Source organism: Sorangium sp. So ce302 (genome assembly GCF_051530145.1).
GTDB classification, from domain to species: domain Bacteria; phylum Myxococcota_A; class Polyangia; order Polyangiales; family Polyangiaceae; genus Sorangium; species Sorangium cellulosum_B.
Genome location: NZ_CP150326.1, coordinates 7,024,848 through 7,043,581, shown reverse-complemented (window position 1 = coordinate 7,043,581; position 18,734 = coordinate 7,024,848). Strand labels below are relative to the sequence as shown.

Below are 18,734 nucleotides of genomic sequence, written 5' to 3'. Positions count from 1 at the left end.
GGCGCGAACGGGGGATGCGCGCGTGGGGCTCTCCAGGAACAACCGCCACTCGGGAACCCCATGAACAGCGAGCTCTCTCAGGATCTTCGCGCGAGCGCCGCCCGGCAGAAGCACCTGCGCGACGTGGTCGAGCACGCCGGACACCTCCTGCCGGCGCAGGGGCCGATCGGCGTGTTCGTCCACCACAACACGTTGCACGCGTTCCAGCACCTGCCGTTCCATGACGCGCTCGCCGCGGCGAGCGCCATCTTCGAGGCCGAGCCGTATCTCTCCGAGGCAGACTACCGCGCGCACATCGCGTCGGGTCGGATCGGCGACGAGGACCTCGAGGCCGCGCTCGCGGGGCGGTTCGCCGCGCAGCCGGACGAGCGCCGGGGCCCGCTGTCCCGGCACGAGATCGAGCGGCTCGCGCTGCGCCATCCGATCGACGCCGAGACGGCAGCGGGCCTGCTGTGGCGTATCTCCGAGGCCGGGGAGACGCGCAGGCTCCGGGCCGACGTCCCCGACGAGCGGCGCCGGCGCATCGTCCAGAGCACGGAGCGCTGGCTCGAGGCGCGCCAGGAGATCGCGGCGCGCGTCCGCGACCGGGGGGGCCGCGATCCGGAGTCGCGCGCCGCCCTCGCGCTCTGGGACGCGTGCCGCGCCGTGCCGCTGCCGCCGGCCCCGCCCACGGATCCGCCGCTCGTCGAGCGCGTTGGCGCAGACCGGTCGCACCGCGATCTGCTGGTCGAGCTGGCTGGCGAGGATCCGGCCGAGCTCATCGATCCGCTCATGATCCGGTTCCTCGGCGCCTACCTCGACGAGGGCATCGCACACTGGACGATGCCCGATCGAGCGAAGGGGCTCTGGCGCTGCTTTCGCGACATGGCGCTCGAGGGCTCCCGGCTGGCCGCCCCGGCCTTCGTCGGGCTCGACGCGGAGCTCCGCCGGTTCGACGCGGAGGCGCTGTCGCCGGCCGCGATCGCCGTCCGCGCCCTCGAGGAGCTCTCCGTCGCCGAGGATCACTGGGACGTGTACGTGACACGCGTGCTGCTCGAGCTGCCGGGCTGGGCCGGCATGATCCACCGCCTCGAGCACACGCCGAGCGACCGGCCTCCGGGATCGCCGCCCGTGTCGCTGGTCGAGTACCTCGCCGTGCGCCTGACGCTCGCCCGGTACGCGCTGCGCGACGTCGCGCGCCGGCGGCTGGGGTACCGAGGACCGCTCGCCGGCCTCGTCGAGCATGCCCGGCGCGCCGCGCGGCCACCTGCGCCGCCGTCGAGCTCGCCCGACCCTGCTCGGCCGTTCCGTCTGTTCCAGCTCGCTCAGCTCGCCGGCCTCTCGGCCGCCGAGATCGAGCCGCTATCCAAGGCGGAGCGCGTCTGGGCGCTCGAGGCGCTCGAGGCGTTCGACGAGATCGCGCGGCGCCGCGTCCTGCATGAGGCCTACGAGCACCACCACCGTACCGAGGTGCTGCACGGGATCGCCGCGAACCTCCGCCGCCCGGAGGAGGAGCGCTCCGTGGAGGCGCCCCGCTTCCAGGTCGCGTTCTGCATCGACGACCGCTGCGAGGGCCTCCGGAGGCATTTCGAGGAGCTCTCGCCGCGGCACGAGACCTTCGGCGTGGCCGGGTTCTTCGGCGTGCCGATCCGCTACCGCGGGCTCGACGACGCCGGCCACGTGAGCCTCTGCCCGGTCGGCGTGGAGCCGGCGCACGAGATCGTCGAGCGGCCGCACGAGGAGGAGGCGGGCTGGCGCCGAAGGGCTCGCCGCAAGCGCTGGGCGCGGCTCCTGCACGCGCTGGGGCGCGGTACCCGCACCATGGCGCGCGGCGTGCTGCTCACACCGACCCTGGGCCTCCTGTCCACCGTCCCGCTCGTGGGACGCACCCTCTTTCCGCGGGCCGTGGCGCGGCTGCGCCGCGCCCTCGAGCGGCGCCTGCTCCCGCCGGTGCCGACGCGGCTCCACAGCCCGCATGACGAGGGCTCCGCCGCGGGCGGCGAGGGGCAGCCGTTCACCGCCGCGGCCAAGGCGGCCCGCGTGGCCGCCACGCTGGAGAACATGGGGCTCACGCGCGGCTTCGCGCCGATCGTGGTCGTGCTCGGCCACGGGGCGACCAGCGTGAACAACCCGCACCAGTCGGCGTACGACTGCGGCGCGTGCGGCGGCCGCCACGGCGGCCCGAACGCGCGGCTGTTCGCGGCCATGGCGAACGATCCCGAGGTCCGCGTGCTGCTCGCCGCGCGCGGGATCGACATCCCGGGCGGGACCTTCTTCCTCGGCGGCATGAACAACACGACGACGGACGAGATCGTCCTCTACGATCAGCACCTCGTGCCGGCGTCCCACCGCGGCGAGCTCTCGGCGCTGGTCGGAGCGCTCGACGCCGCGCGCCAGCAGCACGCGCACGAGCGCTGCCGGAGGTTCGCGTCGGCGCCGCGCGACGGCGACGCCGCGCGGGCGCTTGCGCACGTCGAGGCGCGCGCCGCGGATCTCAGCGAGGCGCGGCCCGAGCTGGGGCACGTGACCAACGCGGTCTGCGTCGTCGGCCGGCGCTCGCTCACCCGCGGGCTGTTCCTCGACCGCAGGGCGTTCCTCGTCTCGTACGACCCGACCCAGGACCAGGGCGGAGCGATCCTCGAGCGCATCCTGCTCGCGGTCGGCCCGGTCGGGGCAGGGATCAACCTCGAGTACTACTTCTCCTGCGTCGACAACCGCCGTTACGGCGCCGGCACCAAGCTCCCTCACAACCTCGCCTCGCTGCTCGGGGTCATGGAGGGATCGCTGAGCGACCTGCGCACCGGGCTGCCGAGGCAGATGATCGAGATCCACGAGCCGGTGCGCCTGCTCGTCGTCGTCGAGGCGAGCACGGACACGGCCGCCGCGCTCTACGCGCGGCAGCCGGCCCTCCGCGAGCTCATCGGCAACGGCTGGATCCAGCTCGCCTGCGTCGATCCGGCGACGCGCCGGATCGCGTGCTTCACGGGCGACGGCTTCGCGCCGTTCTCTCCACCGGATCAACCCTTGCCCGCGGTCCAGCGCTCCGCCGACTGGTACGCCGGGAGGTCCGGCTTCGTTCCGCCTGCGGTCATTCGAGCCGCGTCCACGCGGCCACGTGAGGTCGTCGACCATGCTGTCTGATGTGCTCCTCGGCAAGCTCGCCGCGCTCGCCGTGCTCTCTCCGGCGGCGGCGTTCGCCGCGCTCGGCGCCTACCTGCTGCTCCTTCGCACGCCGAGCGAGCGCGTCGTGTCGCGCGTCGTGCTCTCCACGCTCGCGCTCTCGCTCGCGGCCTCGCTGGCGATATGGCTCTCGGCCGTCGCGGCGCCCTACGCGTTCGTCCCGGTGGCGCTCGGCCACTGGTTCGAGCTCGGCGATTATGCGTTCGAGGTCGTCCTGCTCGTCGATCGGCTGTCGGCGACGATGATGCTCCTCGTCTCGCTGATCGCGCTCCTGGTCGGCAGGTTCTCGGTGGCGTACCTGCACCGCGAGCCGGGCTTCGCGCGCTTCTTCCTGCTCCTCGCGCTGTTCTCGACGGGGATGCTGGGGCTCGTGTCGGCGGGCACCGTCGACCTCCTCTTCGCCGGCTGGGAGCTCGTCGGCGCGACGAGCGTGCTGCTCGTGGCCTTCTTCCACGAGCGCGAGGCGCCGCCGCGGGCCGCGGTGCGGGTGTACATCACCTACCGGCTCTGCGACGTCGGGTTGCTCGGGGGCGCGGTGCTCATGCACGACGTCGCCCGCTCCTCGCAGTGGGGCGAGGTGTTCGGCGGCTCGCCCTGGCCCGGGACCGCCGCGTCGCTCGGGCCCGGCGCGGCGACGGCGCTCGCGCTGTGCCTGTTCCTCGCCGCGATGGGCAAGAGCGCGCAGTTTCCTCTGGGCAGCTGGCTGCCGCGGGCCATGGAGGGGCCGACGCCATCGAGCGCGCTCTTCTACGGCGCCATCTCGGTGCACGCCGGGGTGTACCTCATGCTCCGCGTGGCCCCGCTGCTCCAGCGCTCGCTCGCCGCGAGCGTGGTGATCACCTGCGTCGGGGCGGCGACGGCCGTCTACGGCACGATGGTGGGGCGCGTGCAGGCGGACGTGAAGGGCGCGCTCGCACACGCGACGATGACGCAGGTGGGGCTCATGTTCGTGGAGATCGGGCTCGGGCTCTACTGGCTCGCGCTCGTCCACCTGTTCGCCCACGCCTGCCTGCGCTGCCTCCAGCTGCTGCGCGCCCCCTCGGCGCTCCGCGACGCGCAGGACATCCGGGCCGCGCACGCCGGTGAGCCGCTGCCGCACCTCGGGCTCGCTGGCCGGCTCCTGCCGGCGGCGCTCGTGCGGCGCGCGTACTGGCTGTCGCTCGACCGGTTCCACCTCGAGGGGCTGCAGGAGCGGCTGGTCGCCGCGCCGCTGATGCGCCTCGGGCGCCTGCTCGACCGGAGCGAGCGCCGCTGGGTGGCGGCGCTGAGCGGCTGGCCTGAGCGCGCCCCCGCGGCGCCCGGCGACGAGGGCGCGCGCGAAGAGACAGAGATCGCGGCGGCTTTCCAGCCCCGCGCGCGCGATACGAAGAGGGCTCGCACGTGAACGCCTTTCCGCTCCTCGGGACGCTCGTCCTCACGCCCGCGATCGCGGCGCTGTTCGCCGCCCGGGCGCGCGGCGACGAGCGCGCGCGCCGCGTCGCCCTCATCGGCGCGGCGCTCACCCTGCTCCTCTCGCTGCTGCCGCTCGCGCTCTCCCACGCCGGCGTCGCGCTCACCGCCGGGGGGCCCACCTTGCCGCTCCTCGGAGCGCGCCTCCGCCTCGGCCTCGACGGCTTCACCATCACGTTGCTCCCGCTGCTCGGCTTCGTCCTGCTCGCCCTGCTCGCCGCGAGCCCGCGCGCCGCGATCGATCCGCCCAGCGCCGCCGCGCTGCTCGCCACCGGCAGCGCCATCCTCGGCGTGTTCTGCGCGGTCGATCTCGCGGTGCTCGCGGCCGCGTGGGTCGCCGCCCTCGTGCCGGTGGATCGCCTGGTCGCCAGGAAGGGCGCCCAGGACCCGCTCCTCCGGCGCACCTGCCGCATCTTCCTGCTGGGGGGCACGGCGCCGCTCGTCGTGGCGATCGGCGCCATCGCCGTGCTCGCCGCGCGCCAGGGCGCCGCCCTGCCGTTCGACGTCGAGGAGATCGCCCGCGTCGGCGTCCCCGAAGCATGGCAGTCGCCGCTGTTCGCGCTCGTCGGCATCGCCGTGCTGATGCGCATGGCCGCCGTGCCGTTCCACGGCTGGCTGCCGGTGCTGCTGGAGCGGGGGCCGCTCGGCGTGACCATCCTGCTCGCCCAGATGCAGGTCGGCGTCTGCGTGCTCGTTCGCGTGGGGGTGACGCTCCTGCCCGTGGGCTCCGCCGACGGCATGCCGATCCTCGCCGTGCTCGGCCTGATCAGCGCGCTGCACGGCGCGGTGCTCGCGCTGGTCCAGACCGATCTGCGCCGGCTGCTCGGCTACCTCGTGGCGAGCCAGAAGGGGCTCGTGCTCCTGGGGGTCGCCTCGCTGAGCCCGCAGAGCGTGAGCGGCGCCCTCCTGCAGAGCGTCGCCTTGTCGATCGCGATCACGGGGCTCACGATGGTCGTCGGCGCGATCGAGGCGCGCGCCGGCACGGCGGACACGCGGGAGCTCGGCGGCCTCGTCGCCCGGACGCCCCGCATGGCCGCCTTTTTCTTCCTGCTCGCGTGCGCCATGATCGGGATGCCGGGGGCGCTCTCGTTCGTGAGCGAGGACCTGCTCCTGCATGGAATCTTGCACGCCCATCCCGTGCTCGCGGTGCTGGCGCTGACGGCGGCGGCGCTCAACGGGATCACGCTGTTCCGGGCGTTCCAGCGGACCTTCCTGGGGCCGCTCCGGCGCCACCTGAAGGGCGCCGCGCTGGAGGCGCTCGTGCTCCGGGAGCGAGCGTTCCTGCTCGCGCTGGTCGCGCTCACCCTGGTCCTCGGGGTGGCCCCGGCGCGGCTGATCGCGATCCATGAGCCGGTGGTCGAGCGGGTCCTCCACGACGTGGCGCACGGCGCGCAGGCGCGCCTCGCGGCAGCGGCGAACCGCCGATCCATCGACGCGGACGGCCGGGCGCCCCGTCGTGACGGACGGCCGTCGCCCTGAGCCGCGTCCGGCGGACGGCGCGCGCTGCGCCCGCCGCCGCCGGACGTGGCTCAGAGCAGGTAGCGCTCTCCCGAGTCGGGCAGCACGGTCACGATCGTCCCGCGCACCCTGCGCGCGATCTCCACGGCCGCGTGGACGTTGGCGCCGGAGCTCGGCCCGACGAGGAGCCCCTCCTCGCGGGCGAGCCGCCGCGCCATGCGCGAGGCGCCCGCTTCGGTCACCGTGAGGATCTCGTCGATGAGCGACCGCTCGAGGATCGCCGGGACGAAGCCGGGGCCGAGGCCCTGGATGCCGTGGGGGCCGGGGCCTCGCCCGGAGAGCACGGCGCTCTTCGTCGGCTCGACGGCGCAGATGCGGACCGCGCCGCCGAGCTGATCCCGGAGCACGCGCCCGCAGCCGGTCAGTGTGCCGCCGGTGCCCACGCCGACGACGAAGGCCGCGACGTCGCCGCCGGTCTGCGCGAGGATCTCGAGGCCGGTGGCGCGCGCGTGGGCGCCGGGGTTCGCCGGGTTCTGGAACTGCTGGCTCATCCACCCGCCGGGGGTCGCCTCGCAGATCTCGATCGCGCGGGCGACCGCGCCGGCCATGCCCTGGCCCTCGGGCGTGAGGACGATCTCGGCGCCGTACGCGCGGAGGACGTGCCGGCGCTCGACGCTCATGTCCTCGGGCATGACCACCACGCAGCGGTAGCCGCGTACGGCGGCGATCATCGCGAGGCTGATCCCCGTGTTGCCGCTCGTCGCCTCGACGATGGTCGACCCTCTCCTGAGGATCCCTTCGCGCTCGGCGCAGAGCACCATGCCGAGCGCCGCCCTGTCCTTGACGCTGCCGCCCGGGTTCATCGACTCGAGCTTGCCGTAGACGACGCCTCCGCCCTCGGGCGAGACCCGGGCAAGGCGGACGAGCGGCGTGCCGCCGATGAGCGACAGGGCGTCGGGCACGACCGGACCGACGCGGACGCCAGCAGGCGGAGGAGCCGAGCTCTCACCAGGCGCGTCGGGCGGACTCGGCGGTCCGTCGCCCGGTGCTCGAGGGGACGACATGCCGCCAGTGTACACGTGAACAGGGCATCCCCGGGCAACGTGCCGGAGCGCACGCCCCTCCAGGGGCGCCGGCCCCGCTTTACATCGAGATCTCCGAGAGAACCCCGTAATGATCCGAAGCGGCGACGCCGTTGCGGATCTCCTCGAAGACGACCCTCGACGAGAGCGGCTTGCCTCGCCCCTGCGCGTCCGGGCCGCGGACGAAGACGTAATCGATGCGGCGCGGGTACTCGTTCGTGATGGCCGCGAACGGGTTCCGCACGGGATCGAAGGTGAATCCGGGGCCCTTGCCCGTCTGGTCGAAGGTGTCGGCGAAGTAAACGCTCTTCTGGTTCAGGGCGTGCAGCCCCTTCATGAACCGGATCTCCGTGGCTTCGGGCTGCGCGTTGAAGTCGCCGACGACGATGGGCGGCAGGCCCTCCATGGGCGCCTCGCGCATGACGATGTCGGCCACGGCCGCGACCTGCGCCTCGCGCACGGCGCCGTGGTGGAACTTCCAGTTGAGGTGGGTGACGAAGAACGGGATCGCGCCGTGGGGCGACCCGAGCTCGGCGAGCAGGATCGAGCGCTTCTCGTCGGTCTCACCCGTGGGCAGGGGGAACGCCTGGCTCCGCGCGATCGGCCAGCGCGACAGCACCGCGTTGCCGAAGAGCACGCCGCCGCCGAGGTCGTGCGCGGCGCCGAACGCGACCTCGTAGCCGAGCCCGTCCGCAATGCCGTCGGCCAGCGATCGACCCTCGTACGACAGCACTTCCTGGAGGCCGACCACGTCGGGATCGAGCTCGCGGAGACCCTCCCGGATGAGCTCGAGGCGCGCCTCCCACGGGTCGTGGCGGTTCCAGATGTTCAGGCTGAGCACCCGGAGGGAGCTGCGAACACGGATGCCGGATCCGCCGTGCGGGGAGCCGCTGATCCCGGAGCCTTCTCGAGGACGTTCCATGCCGACGGGCTACGCCAGCTGCGCGCCCGGATCCAGCCGTGATACGAAGGGCCCGGCGCAGGCCGCTGCCCCTCCGGCGCGGAAGGGCGGCCTTGACCGGGAGAATCTGAATGATCACGTGTGCTCGTCGACGCGGGCGGCCTGGATCGGCCTCCTTCCGACCTCGGACCTCGCTCCGCATCACCGCGAGCTTCCTCCTGCTCGCGCTGGTCGCCGGTTGCGAGAGCAAGATGGATCCCAAGGAGTGCGACAAAGTCCGCGGCGACGCCTTCGAGATGGTGAACAAGGCGCAGCACTGCAACACGGACGCCGACTGCCGTCAGAGCGAGTGGCCGGGCTGTGCGAAGCCCATCAGCAACGCGACCTTCGACAAGATCAAGCCCCTCTCGGAGAGCTACAAGACGGGCAAGTGCGAGGAGCCCAAGGTGGACTGCAAGGCCCCGCCGGACTCCTACTGCAAGCAGGGGCTCTGCGTGCACCGCGAGATCGGCACGCCGGAGGGGGCGGGCAACACGCCCACCGACCAGATCCAGATCCAGTGATCCCCGCCACGCCGTCCGCCAGCGAGCCCCGCGGACCGCTGCGCGGCGGCGCTGCCTGAGCGCGGCGCGCGCCGCGCCAGCGCCGCGCGCGGGAGTGCGCTGCCGGGCGCAAACGGGCGCGCCGCCTCGGTACGCGCTTGACGCGCGAACCCGCAGGGGCCACGGACGCGGCCGTGAGCGAAGGCTTCTATCGCGGCAAGCGCGTCGTGGTGACCGGCGCCGGCGGGTTCATCGGCAGCCACCTCGTCGAGGCGCTGGTCCGGGAGGGCGCGCGCGTGAGGGCGCTCGTCCGGTACACGTCGGGCTCGCGGCGCGGGCACCTCGACCGGCTCCCCGAGGACGTCCTCGCGGAGGTCGAGGTCGTCCCCGGCAACGTGGAGGACGCGGGCGCGGTCCGGTCGCTCGTGCGCGGCGCCGACGTCGTGTTCCACCTCGCGGCCCTGATCGGGATCCCGTACTCGTACGTGGCCCCGCAGCAGTACGTGGCGACCAACGTGCAGGGCACGCTGAACGTCCTCGAGGCGGCGCGCGAGCACGGCGCGCGCGTCGTCCACACGTCGACGAGCGAGACCTACGGCACCGCGCGCTACACGCCGATCGACGAGGCGCACCCCCTGACCGGCCAGTCCCCGTACTCGGCCACGAAGATCGGCGCCGACAAGCTCGCCGAGAGCTATCACCTCTCGTTCGGCCTCGAGGTGGCGACCATCCGGCCGTTCAACACCTACGGCCCGCGGCAGTCGTCGCGCGCGATCATCCCGAGCGTGATGCAGCAGCTCGCCGCCGGCAGCGCCGCGCTCCGCATCGGCAGCACCGCGCCGGTGCGGGACCTCAACTTCGTGGCCGACACCGTCGCCGGCTTCCTCCTCGTCGGATCGAGCGCGCGGGCCGTGGGGCAGACGCTCAACGTCGGGAGCGGGCGCGCCATCTCCATCGGCGATCTGGTCCGCCTCATCTTCGAGGTGACGGGCAAGCGCGCGGAGCTCGTGACGGACGAGGCCCGGGTGCGCCCCGACGCGAGCGAGGTCATGGTGCTGCTCGCCGATTTCCGTCGCGCCGCGGAGCTCGTCGGCTACGCGCCCCGCGTGCCGCTCGAGGAGGGGCTCGCGCGGACGTACGCCTATGTCGAGCGTCACCTCACCGATTACCGGCCGCGCGAGTACGCGATCTGACGCGCGCCGCCGCGCGGCCGTGGGTCAGCGCCTCGCGCGCCCTCTCCGCGAGGCGCCGGCTGGATGGATGGAAGGCCATGTGGAAGATACCTCTCAGCGATCTCTCGTTCGGGCCTGAAGAAGCCGAGGCCGCGCGGCAGGTCGTCGCGTCGGGCTGGTTGACGATGGGAGAGCGGACGGCGCAGTTCGAGCGGGAGCTCGGCGAGGCGCTCGGCACCCCGAGGGTGCTCGCCGTGACGAACTGCACCGCCGCGCTGCACCTCGCGTACACCGCGCTCTCCGTGGGCCCCGGCGACGAGGTGATCTGCCCGAGCCTCACGTTCGTGGCGACCGCCAACGCCGCGCTCCTGTGCGGGGCCAACGTGGTGCTCGCCGACATCGTCGGCGGCGACGACCTCAGCGTCGATCCCGCCGACATCGTCCGCAAGATCACCCCGAGGACGCGGGCGATCGCGGTCGTCCATTACGCCGGCTACCCTTGCGACATGGACGCGATCTGCGCGATCGCGGCCGAGCGGGGGCTCGCGGTGGTCGAGGACGCGGCGCACGCGCCGCTCGCGAGCTACCGGGGCAGGGCGCTCGGGACGCTGGGGGACGTGGGCTGCCTGAGCTTCTTCTCGAACAAGAACCTCGCGGTCGGCGAGGGGGGCGCCGTGATCGCGAGGGACGACGAGCTCCACGCGCGCATGCGGCTCCTCCGCGCGCACGGGATGACGACGCTCACCCTCGATCGGCACAAGGGGCACGCGTTCACCTATGACGTCGTGGACGCGGGCATGAACTACCGCATCGACGAGATCCGCAGCGCCATCGGCCTCGTGCAGCTCGGCCGGCTCGCGGCGGGCAACGCGCGTCGGCGCGCGCTCGCGGCGCGCTACCACGAACGCCTCGCCGGGGTGCGGGGCCTCGGGCTGCCGTACCGCGACTTCTACGCGCGCGGGCTGGGGGAGAGCGCGCACCACCTCATGCCGGTGCTCCTGCCCGAGGGCACCTCGCGCGAGGCCGTGATGGAGGCCATGAAGGCGCGCGGGGTCCAGACGAGCGTGCACTACACGCCGATCCACCGCTTCTCGCACCACGGCGCCTCCGACCGGGTGCGCAAGGAGGGGCTCTCGCGGACGGACGCGATCGCGGGCCGCGAGCTCACGCTGCCGCTCCACCCGCGCATGGCCGACGCCGACGTCGACGCCGTGTGCGAGGCGCTCGCCGCGTCACTCCGGTAGGTACCGCTGCCGGTTCTTCTCGAACTCGTCCTGCGCTTCGGCGAAGTCGTCGCTCCTTCCGATGTCGAGCCAGTGGCCCCGGAAGGGGAAGGTGGCCACCGGCTCGCCGGCGCCGAGCAGCGCGTGCATCAGGTCGTCGAACCCGAACGGCCGGCCCTCGGGGATGAAGCGCAGCACGCCGCGGCTCATCGCGTAGATGCCCATGCTGACCCAGAACGTGTACGTCGGCTTCTCGCGGAAGCTGACGACGCGCCCGTCGGCGCCGAGGTCGAGCACCCCCAGGTCGATCTTCGAGGCGCGCTCGCAGACGGCGACGGTGAGCGGCGATCCGGTCGACTCGCCCGTCCGGTGGAGCGCGGTGAAGTCGAGATCGCTGAGGATGTCGCCGTTCATCACGAGGAAGCGCTCCGGCAGGTCCCGCTCGATGACCCGGAGCGGACCCACGGTCCCGAGCGGCGTGTCCTCGCGCTGGTAGGCGATGCGCAGCCCGTATCGGCTCCCCTCGCCGACGACCGCCTCGATGAGCGCGGCCTGATGGCCGACGCACATCACGACGTCGGTGACCCCCGCTCGCACCAGCTGCCGGAGGAGGATCTCGACGATCGTGTGATCCCCGATCGGCATGAGCGGCTTCGGTATAAGGGCGGTGTAGGGGCGGAGCCGGGAGCCTTTGCCGCCGGCAAGCACGACTGCCTTCATGCGATGACGTATACCCACGCGCTGCCCGGACGGGTGACCATTCCGCAGAATTTCACGCTTGCCCGGCCCGCGGCGTCCTCTCCGATTGACTCTCTTCGGGCTGCTCTATTACTGGTTGGAGAGCGTCCCGCGGCAGGTCAGCCCCGGCGTGGGGCGATTCACCCCTCACAGGCGACTTGGGCAGCAATCATGACGATGGTACCTCCGTCCCGTACCCCCGCCAGGAAGCGCCGGAAGCTCGGATATCGAGGCAGCGGCACCTTCGCCATGTGCAGCGCCGGCCCGCACCCGGGCGGTCCGCTCTTCCGGCAGCTGTGCACGCTCGCCGACCGCTTCAACGCGTGCGAGGGCGATCCAGCCGCGGCGCAGATCGGGAGCGTGCTCTCGCTGCTCGCCTTCTACGCGACCAGACCGAACGACCGGGATTTCCGGTTGCCGTTCGGCTCCTTCGTCATGGATCTCGCCCTCGCCGACGAGGCGCGGGCTCGGGCGCCGGGCGCCGGGCCCGTCCCGTACGGGCGCCCGCTGCTCGCTCGCTGACCTGGGCTTCATGAGCACGCGAGAACTACCGACGCGCCCAGCGGGGCGCAGCAAGCGGACGGCATCGGCCTCGGTGGTGCTCATCGTGAGCGCCAGCGAGCAGCTCGCGGAGCGTTGCCGGCGGCTGGTCTTCGTCGAAGGCGCCGACCTGCTCGCGTGCGATCTCGTGTCGCTGCGCGGCAGCGCGGCATGGCTGAACCCGCTGGCCATCGTGATGACGCAGGACGTGCGGGCGTTCGATCCGGAAGGGTTCATGGAGCTGTCGCGGCGCATCGGCGCCGAGCTCGTGGTGCTCCCCTCCGAGAACGTGTCGGACACACAGCTCACCGCGATGATCACGGCGGCACTGGACATCGCCCAGCGCCGCCGGACCGACTGACGGCGAAGAGCGGCGGTCGAGGGCGCGTCAGTCGCGCGGCGGGAGGACGTCGCCGGACCGGCTCGCCCGCAGGCACCCCTCGTCGAGGCCCAGCTTGCACGCCTTCGTGAACAGCTCGACCGCCTTCCGGTCGTCGCGCTTCACGCCCTCGCCCTCCGCGTGGAGATGTCCGAGCTCGACGCAGGCGGGGGCGTTCCCGCGCTCGCAGACGCGCTGGAACAGCGCGGCCGCGCGCCCGGGATCGGCGCTCGCGCCCTGGCCGTGGAGGTAGGCCCTGCCTGCCGCGAGGCATCCGAGGTTCGCGCCCGCGTGGCATGCGCGCGCGTGCCAGTAGAGCGCCGCCTCGTCCGCCTCGCTCGCCCCGCCGGCGCCGTCCGCGCGCGCGAGCCGATCGTGGTAGGCGTCGCCGAGCCGCAAGCAGCCGCGCGCGCTCCCCTCCGCGCACGCCTTCTCGAACAGCGTCATCGCTCGCTCCACGTCGATCGAGACGATCGCTCCGCCCAGGTACATCGATCCCAGCGTCACGCAGTCCTCGATCTGGTGGTCGGCGCAGCCGTTCGTACAGCCGACGAGATCGTCCGCCTCACAGGGCAGCCGCAGCGGCGGCGGGGCCGCCTCGGCGCTCGCCGCGGCTCGCGGCGTCGCCGCGCGCCCCTCGGGGGCAGGTCGGCCCGGATCGGCAGGGCGCCGCGCCGCGGTCGCGCTGCTGCAGCCGCAGAGGAAGAGCGCGCCGAGGAGCGACTGGGCGAGTTCGCGCACGTGCATGCTCGAACTCATGACACACAGGGAGCGCTCTCCCAATGCCGCCCCTCGGGCACATTCAACCCCGCCGCGTTTGCCCCGGGCGCGCACGTTTGCCCCGGGCGCGCGGGGTAAGGGGGGCGCTCCAGGGCTGGTCCCGCGCCGGGCCTCGGTGTACACGGAGCCGATGCCCCAGATGAGCCCTCCTCCGCTGCAAACGCTTGATGAGCCGAACCTCGAGGCGCTCGTCGAGCTGATGTTCCTCGCGGCGTTCGCCGACGGCGAGTTCAGCCCGGAGGAGAAGATCCATTTCGCCCGGAGCGTAGAGTCGCTCACGGATCGACGGATCCCGCAGAGCACCATGGACACGCTCCTCCAGACCGTGGTGGAGCAGCTCCACAAGGAGGGCCGCGCGGCCCGGCTCGCGTCGCTCAAGGAACGGCTGGCCAGCCCGCAGGCCCGGAAGGTCGCCTTCTTCCTGGCCGCTCAGGTCGTGGTCGCCGACGGGATCGTCAGGAGCAGCGAGCGCGAGCTCTTGCTCGACGTCGCCGCGGCGCTCGAGCTCGATCAGGCCGAGGCCGCGGAGATCGTGCGGAAGCTCGCCGCTTCATGAGCGGCCGGCCGCCCTCGGCGCGCCGCGTGCGGGGGGACAGGGGCGCCCCCTGCGCCGCGAACGTGGGCCGCGCGCGGCGGGGTGAACGGGCGCCGGCGTTTTCGGTTACGATGGCCTCGCCGTGACCTGGTCCTCCACTGGCAGTTTCCTGATCCCGTTTCCGGTGCCGGGCTCAGCGCTGACCTCCACCCGGGGGACGTACGTGATCGGGGCGCTCATCGGCGACGGGCAGTATGGCTCGGTGTACGAGTGCAGCGGGCCGTTCGATCAGGTGTACGCCCTGAAGATGCTGCGGCCGGCGAACAAGCCCTACCAGGTCGTCAAGGAAGAGTGGTCGCGCGAGATGCTCCGCCTGGAGAGCTTCCGCCACCCGAACATCGTCTACATCCACGACGCGTTCGAGGTGAATTACCTGTTCTACCTGGCGCTCGAGCGGTGCGACACGAGCCTCCGGGCGCTGCTCGGCGCCCCGTTCCAGCCGCCGCTGCTCCTGGAGCTCGCGCGCCAGCTGCTGATGACGCTGCAGTACCTGCACGACAACGGCGTCGTGCACGCCGACCTGCACGCGGGCAACGTGCTCATCTCGCAGCTCGACCACAGGCCGCTCGTCAAGCTCACCGACTTCGGCGTGGCGCACCAGCTCGACGGCGTCACCCGCTGGTTCCGCCCGCAGGTCGCGAACCCGAAGATCCTCGTGCCAGAGCTCGTGACGGCGGGCTACACGACGACGCAGAGCGACCTCTACCAGCTCGGCCTGCTCATGTACCAGATGCACACCGGGCAACCGGCCATCGACGTGAACGTCGCCTACGAGGAGATCACGCGGCAGATCGCCGAGGGCACCCCCCGGCAGAAGGCCGAGGCGCTCGGCACGCCGCTCAGCCAGGTGATCGCCAAGCTGCTGCGCCGCCGCGACGCCTACCGCTACCACTCCGCGCGCGATGTCTGGGACGATCTGCGCCAGCTCCGCTGGGCGTAGCGCAATCTCCGCTGCGTCCCGCGCGCGTTCCGGGCTAGATCTCGCGGCATGATCGCCGCCGAAACGCCACGCGTCGTCTCGCTCACGCCCGCGGTCTTCCACCTGCCGGACGCGGTGAACCAGGTCTCCCGCACCTACGGGGAGAGCCCGATCGTCCCGCGTGGCCCCCGGCTCCGGCCGCTGCTCGACCGGGCACGGCACGGCATCGTCGAGGCCCTCGGCGCGCCCAGCTACGAGGCCATCCTCCTCACGGGCTCGGGATCGACCTCCATGGCCGCCGTGCTCGGCTCCTGCTTGCGGCGCGACGAGCGGCTCCTCGTCGTCCGGAACGGCGCCTACGGCGACCGGATCTTCGAGTACGCCGCCACGCTCGGCCAGCCGGTTGTCGACATGTGCCTGCCCTACGGCGAGAGGCCGGACCTCGCGAAGATCGAGGCCACCCTGGCGGCGGACGAGGTCGACGCGGTGGCCATGGTCTACGGGGGCACGTCGACGTGCACGTTGAACCCCTTGCCCGAGGTGGGCGCGCTTGCCCGGAAGTACGGCAAGAAGCTCCTCGTCGACGGCATCAGCGCGCTCTTCGTCGAGCCGCTGGCCCTCGAGGGCTCAGGCATCGCCGCCGTCATGGGCTCGTGCAACAAGGGCCTGCACAGCCACCCGAACCTGACGGTGGCGCTGGTCCGGAAGGACCTGCTCGCCGAGATGGAGCGGATCCCCGCCCGCGTCCCGAGCCTGGAGCTCCACAAGACCTGGCGCGCCCAGCAGGGCGGCGCGCACCCCTACACGATCGATCCGATGAGCCTCTGCCAGGTGATCGCGGCGCTCGATCACCTCGCCGCTACCGGCGGCGTCGCCGGGCGTCACGCCGTGTACCAGGCGCGCTGCGCGATCCTGCGCCCCGGCTACGAGCGCCTCGGGCTGACGATCGCGCGCTGGGAGAACATGCCGCTCCAGTCGATCGGGACGGCGCTGCACATCCCGGCCGGGCGGACCTACGACGAGATGGCGAGCCGGCTCGCCAGCGAGCCGGTCGATGGGCACGTGTTCGAGATCTACGCCGCCCAGGGGAAGCTCTCGGACCGGCTGTTCCGGATCTTCCACATGGGTGAGTACCCGCTCGAGGCCTACGAGATCTTCCTCAAGGCGCTCGCGCGCGTCGTCTGAGCGCGGGGCCCGCGGCTCACTTCGCCTCCTTGGGCGCCTCCTTCTTCTCGGCCGGCGCGGCGGGCTTGTCGCCCTTGGCCGCCTTGTCGCCCGCGGGCTTGGCCGCCTTGTCGGCCGTGGTCTTCCCGGCCTTGTCGTCCCCGGCCGCGTCCTTCGCCGCGTCGCCGACGCCGAGCAGCTCGATGTCGAAGACCAGCGTCGCCTTGGCCGGGATCTTCGGCGGGCTGCCCGCGTCGCCGTAGCCAAGGCGGGAGGGGATCGTGAGCTTGCGCTTGCCGCCCACCTTCATCCCGGCCACGCCCTGGTCCCAGCCCTTGATGACCTCCGACGCGCCGAGCGTGAACTCGAACGGCTCGCGGCCGACGGAGGAGTCGAACTCGGCGTTGTTCTTCAGCAGGCGCCCCGTGTAGTGGACGCGGACTTTGTCGCCGTCCTTCGCCTCCGGGCCGGTGCCCACGACGGTGTCTTCCTTGATGAGATCGGCGGGCTCCGGCTCGGCGGGCTTCACCACCGGCACGGCGCTGCCCGGCGGCAGATCCGGCTCGGGGACCTTCTCCTCGCAGCCCGCGACCGGGCCGAGGAGGACAGCGCAGGAGATGGCGATGACGATTTGGAGGGGCTTCATGGCGCCACGTCTTACGCACCTAGCGCGGGGCGATCAACGGTCACCCGACGCGCACGGGGCCTCCCGGCCGTCCGGGTTTCCGTTGCAGCGCTCCGGCCCGCGCGGTTAGGGTGCGGCCACCTTGGCTCGCGCGTTCTCCGTCGCTGCCCTGGCGATCGCCGAGGGGGGCGCCAATGCCGTTGGCGCGGTGCGCTTCACCTGCGCCGAGGCGGAGCTCGAGGTCGAGCTGGTCCGGGTCGCCGGCTACGCCGAGGGGTTCGCCCTGGGCGCCGTGGCGGCGCCGGTCCGCTTCGGGGTGCCCTACACCGCGATCCGCGGCCTCTTCCGGCGCGGCAAGGCGCTCTGCGTGGCGCTCGATCCGTCCGCGTGCTCGCCGCACAACTGCTTCGTCCTCGCGCGCTTCGAGGGCGATCTGCCCGGCGTGCCCGGCGTGACCTCGCCGGCGGCGATGGAGGCGATGGAGAGCGCCTACCGCGCGCGCCTCAACGCCCGCATGGCGAGCTGGATCGCGCCGGCGCCGCTCGGCGTGCTCGCGGCCGCCCTGTCCCCCGACTATCTCGCGAGCGGCCCGCTCGGGACCGCGTCGCTCGCGTGCCTCGTCGCGCTCGCGACCTGGCTCGCGCTGCGCTTCGTCGCGCGGCTCGCGACCTGGGGAGGGCCGCCCTCGGACCGCCTGCGCGACGCGCTCGTGGCGGAGATGTCGAGCCGCATGGGCTTCGCGTCGGAGCGGCTCGCGGCCGCCCTGTCCCCCGGCTCGCCGGCTGCGCCCGTGTTCGCGCCCCGCCCGACGCCGCTCGGCGAGCGGCCGGGGCGCGAACCAAGGCGCGGCGTCGAGGAGGGGATCGACGCGCTCCCGCTCCGGGCCCGCGTGCTCGTGCCCGCGGCGCTCGCGGTGATCGGCATCGTGGCGACGATGGCGTTCGTGCAGCGGTTCGCGGCCCCTCGCGATCAGCCGCCGGCCGAGCGGCAGGCGGCGCGCGGCGTCGGGCAGGCGACCCGGGGAGCCACGGCCGCGCTCCTCGCGAGCGAGGTCCGGGAGCGCGCCGAGCCGTCGTTCCCGCACTGCCTCTGCGATCGCGCCGACTCGCCGCTCTGGCGGGCGGGGGTGCCGATCCTCAGCCTGCTCGGATCGACCGGGCCGGACGACGGCGCCGGGGTGATCGCGCCGATTCTGCGGCGGGACCGCGCGGACGACGACGCGGAGAGCGAGGCCGGCGCGGGGCAGGGCGACGCCGCCGGGGAGCAGGGCGACGCCGGGGCAGAGCCGGGCGACGCTGGCCGGGACGGCGGCGCGACGCGGCCAGCGCGCGGCCGTTACGACTTCGAGCTCGCGGTCGTGAACAACAGCGGCGCGCCCGTCAGCGACTTCCGCGTGCTGCTGACGTTCGCGCGGCGCGATCGCCGCGGCGAGCGCGCCGGCATCACCGAGCGCGGGCTGTTCTGGGAAGGCGCGCTCGGGCCGGGGCGCGCGGTGAAGTGGCACGTCGAGGCGCCCGGGACGGAGGTGAAGATCGAGCCGGGCGTGACGGGCATGCTCGACGGCGAGACCGGCGTGGCGTCGCCCGACGCCTTCTTCCAGCTGACGCGCGCGCGCTACCGCGTGGTGCGCATCCACGCGGCGATGATGCTCGCCTGGCTCCGCGACCCGCGCGCCCGCGACGCGCTCGTGTCGCTCCTGCCCGCCGCACCCGCGGAGGAGGCGATGCTCGGCCGGATCCGGCGCGCGACGGCCGATGTCATCCCGTGCTCGGCCGCGGTCGTCGAGGGGCGGCTGCGCGCGTGCCTCTTCAACGGCGGCGTGAATCCGGCGCGCGGCGTGACGCTGCGCGAGGTCGCGGCGGGCGAGGGCAGCGCGCCGCGCTCCTGGCCCGTCGCGGCGACCCTTCCGGTGCACGAGGGGGTGGAGGTGACGCTGCCCCTCGAGGGGAGCGCGGCGCCCGAGGAGCTCGAGGTGGTCCCGCAGGACCGATGAGCCGATGATGGGGGA

General features: G+C 73.2%; 17 protein-coding genes. 12 read left to right on the top strand and 5 right to left on the bottom strand.

Annotated features, from left to right (window positions below):
- Positions 1-60 precede the first annotated feature (60 nt).
- The 3 genes from WME73_RS26640 to WME73_RS26630 are packed head-to-tail and all read left to right on the top strand — an operon-like array spanning position 61 to position 6,087.
- Positions 61-3,120 carry a YbcC family protein gene (locus WME73_RS26640; RefSeq protein WP_437911351.1) on the top strand — a complete coding sequence of 1,020 codons (3,060 nt, stop codon included), beginning with the start codon at positions 61-63 and terminating at the stop codon, positions 3,118-3,120.
- The gene (locus WME73_RS26635) at positions 3,110-4,543 is read left to right on the top strand and encodes a proton-conducting transporter transmembrane domain-containing protein (protein WP_437849645.1); all 1,434 of its coding nucleotides are present in this window, start codon (positions 3,110-3,112) and stop codon (positions 4,541-4,543) included. Before WME73_RS26640 ends, WME73_RS26635 begins: the two co-directional genes overlap by 11 nt.
- Positions 4,540-6,087: a complex I subunit 4 family protein gene (locus WME73_RS26630; RefSeq protein WP_437739191.1), complete on the top strand. Its 1,548-nt coding sequence runs from the start codon at positions 4,540-4,542 to the stop codon at positions 6,085-6,087. The genes WME73_RS26635 and WME73_RS26630 overlap by 4 nt, the downstream gene beginning before the upstream one ends.
- Positions 6,088-6,137: 50 nt before the next feature.
- On the opposite strand, the gene cysK is transcribed toward WME73_RS26630, so the two are convergent.
- Positions 6,138-7,028 (bottom strand): cysteine synthase A, encoded by an 891-nt coding sequence (gene cysK, locus WME73_RS26625; protein ID WP_437748031.1) that lies wholly within the window; start codon positions 7,026-7,028, stop codon positions 6,138-6,140.
- 181 nt (positions 7,029-7,209) lie between these two features.
- Complete coding sequence (locus WME73_RS26620; RefSeq protein WP_437739190.1) at positions 7,210-8,070, bottom strand: endonuclease/exonuclease/phosphatase family protein; 861 nt, start codon at positions 8,068-8,070, stop codon at positions 7,210-7,212.
- 110 nt (positions 8,071-8,180) lie between these two features.
- Between WME73_RS26620 and WME73_RS26615 the strand changes: the two genes are divergently transcribed.
- From WME73_RS26615 to WME73_RS26605, 3 genes are all read left to right on the top strand, one after another.
- Positions 8,181-8,612: a hypothetical protein gene (locus tag WME73_RS26615; protein ID WP_437739189.1), complete on the top strand. Its 432-nt coding sequence runs from the start codon at positions 8,181-8,183 to the stop codon at positions 8,610-8,612.
- A 173-nt stretch (positions 8,613-8,785) separates the two neighbouring features.
- A complete protein-coding gene (locus tag WME73_RS26610; RefSeq protein WP_437739188.1) occupies positions 8,786-9,784 on the top strand; it encodes an SDR family NAD(P)-dependent oxidoreductase in 999 nt (332 codons plus the stop codon).
- Between the two features lie 77 nt (positions 9,785-9,861).
- A complete protein-coding gene (locus WME73_RS26605; protein ID WP_437739187.1) occupies positions 9,862-11,007 on the top strand; it encodes a DegT/DnrJ/EryC1/StrS family aminotransferase in 1,146 nt (381 codons plus the stop codon).
- Here WME73_RS26605 and WME73_RS26600 read toward each other — a convergent pair.
- Positions 10,996-11,706 carry a nucleotidyltransferase family protein gene (locus WME73_RS26600; protein WP_437911350.1) on the bottom strand — a complete coding sequence of 237 codons (711 nt, stop codon included), beginning with the start codon at positions 11,704-11,706 and terminating at the stop codon, positions 10,996-10,998. The genes WME73_RS26605 and WME73_RS26600 overlap by 12 nt on opposite strands.
- Positions 11,707-11,895: 189 nt before the next feature.
- Between WME73_RS26600 and WME73_RS26595 the strand changes: the two genes are divergently transcribed.
- Together WME73_RS26595 and WME73_RS26590 are read left to right on the top strand one after the other, a co-directional pair.
- Positions 11,896-12,246, top strand: a complete 351-nt coding sequence (locus tag WME73_RS26595) for a hypothetical protein (RefSeq protein WP_437739185.1) — start codon at positions 11,896-11,898, stop codon at positions 12,244-12,246.
- A gap of 10 nt (positions 12,247-12,256) precedes the next feature.
- A complete protein-coding gene (locus WME73_RS26590) occupies positions 12,257-12,625 on the top strand; it encodes a hypothetical protein (protein ID WP_437739184.1) in 369 nt (122 codons plus the stop codon).
- A 27-nt stretch (positions 12,626-12,652) separates the two neighbouring features.
- Here WME73_RS26590 and WME73_RS26585 read toward each other — a convergent pair whose 3' ends face one another.
- Complete coding sequence (locus WME73_RS26585; protein ID WP_437739183.1) at positions 12,653-13,390, bottom strand: tetratricopeptide repeat protein; 738 nt, start codon at positions 13,388-13,390, stop codon at positions 12,653-12,655.
- Between the two features lie 163 nt (positions 13,391-13,553).
- Here WME73_RS26585 and WME73_RS26580 point away from each other — a divergent pair, with 163 nt between their 5' ends.
- The 3 genes from WME73_RS26580 to WME73_RS26570 all read left to right on the top strand — a co-directional run bounded on the left by WME73_RS26580 (position 13,554) and on the right by WME73_RS26570 (position 16,122).
- Entirely contained in the window at positions 13,554-13,979 is a 426-nt protein-coding gene (locus WME73_RS26580) for a tellurite resistance TerB family protein (protein ID WP_157906884.1), read from the top strand.
- A gap of 121 nt (positions 13,980-14,100) precedes the next feature.
- Positions 14,101-14,958: a serine/threonine protein kinase gene (locus WME73_RS26575; protein WP_012237410.1), complete on the top strand. Its 858-nt coding sequence runs from the start codon at positions 14,101-14,103 to the stop codon at positions 14,956-14,958.
- 48 nt (positions 14,959-15,006) lie between these two features.
- Positions 15,007-16,122 (top strand): pyridoxal-phosphate-dependent aminotransferase family protein, encoded by a 1,116-nt coding sequence (locus tag WME73_RS26570; RefSeq protein WP_437739182.1) that lies wholly within the window; start codon positions 15,007-15,009, stop codon positions 16,120-16,122.
- Positions 16,123-16,138: 16 nt separating this feature from the next.
- Here the strand turns inward: WME73_RS26570 and WME73_RS26565 are convergent, their stop codons facing one another.
- Positions 16,139-16,747 carry an FKBP-type peptidyl-prolyl cis-trans isomerase gene (locus WME73_RS26565; RefSeq protein WP_437739181.1) on the bottom strand — a complete coding sequence of 203 codons (609 nt, stop codon included), beginning with the start codon at positions 16,745-16,747 and terminating at the stop codon, positions 16,139-16,141.
- Positions 16,748-16,868: 121 nt separating this feature from the next.
- Between WME73_RS26565 and WME73_RS26560 the strand changes: the two genes are divergently transcribed.
- Positions 16,869-18,719: a hypothetical protein gene (locus tag WME73_RS26560; RefSeq protein WP_437911349.1), complete on the top strand. Its 1,851-nt coding sequence runs from the start codon at positions 16,869-16,871 to the stop codon at positions 18,717-18,719.
- Positions 18,720-18,734 lie beyond the last annotated feature (15 nt).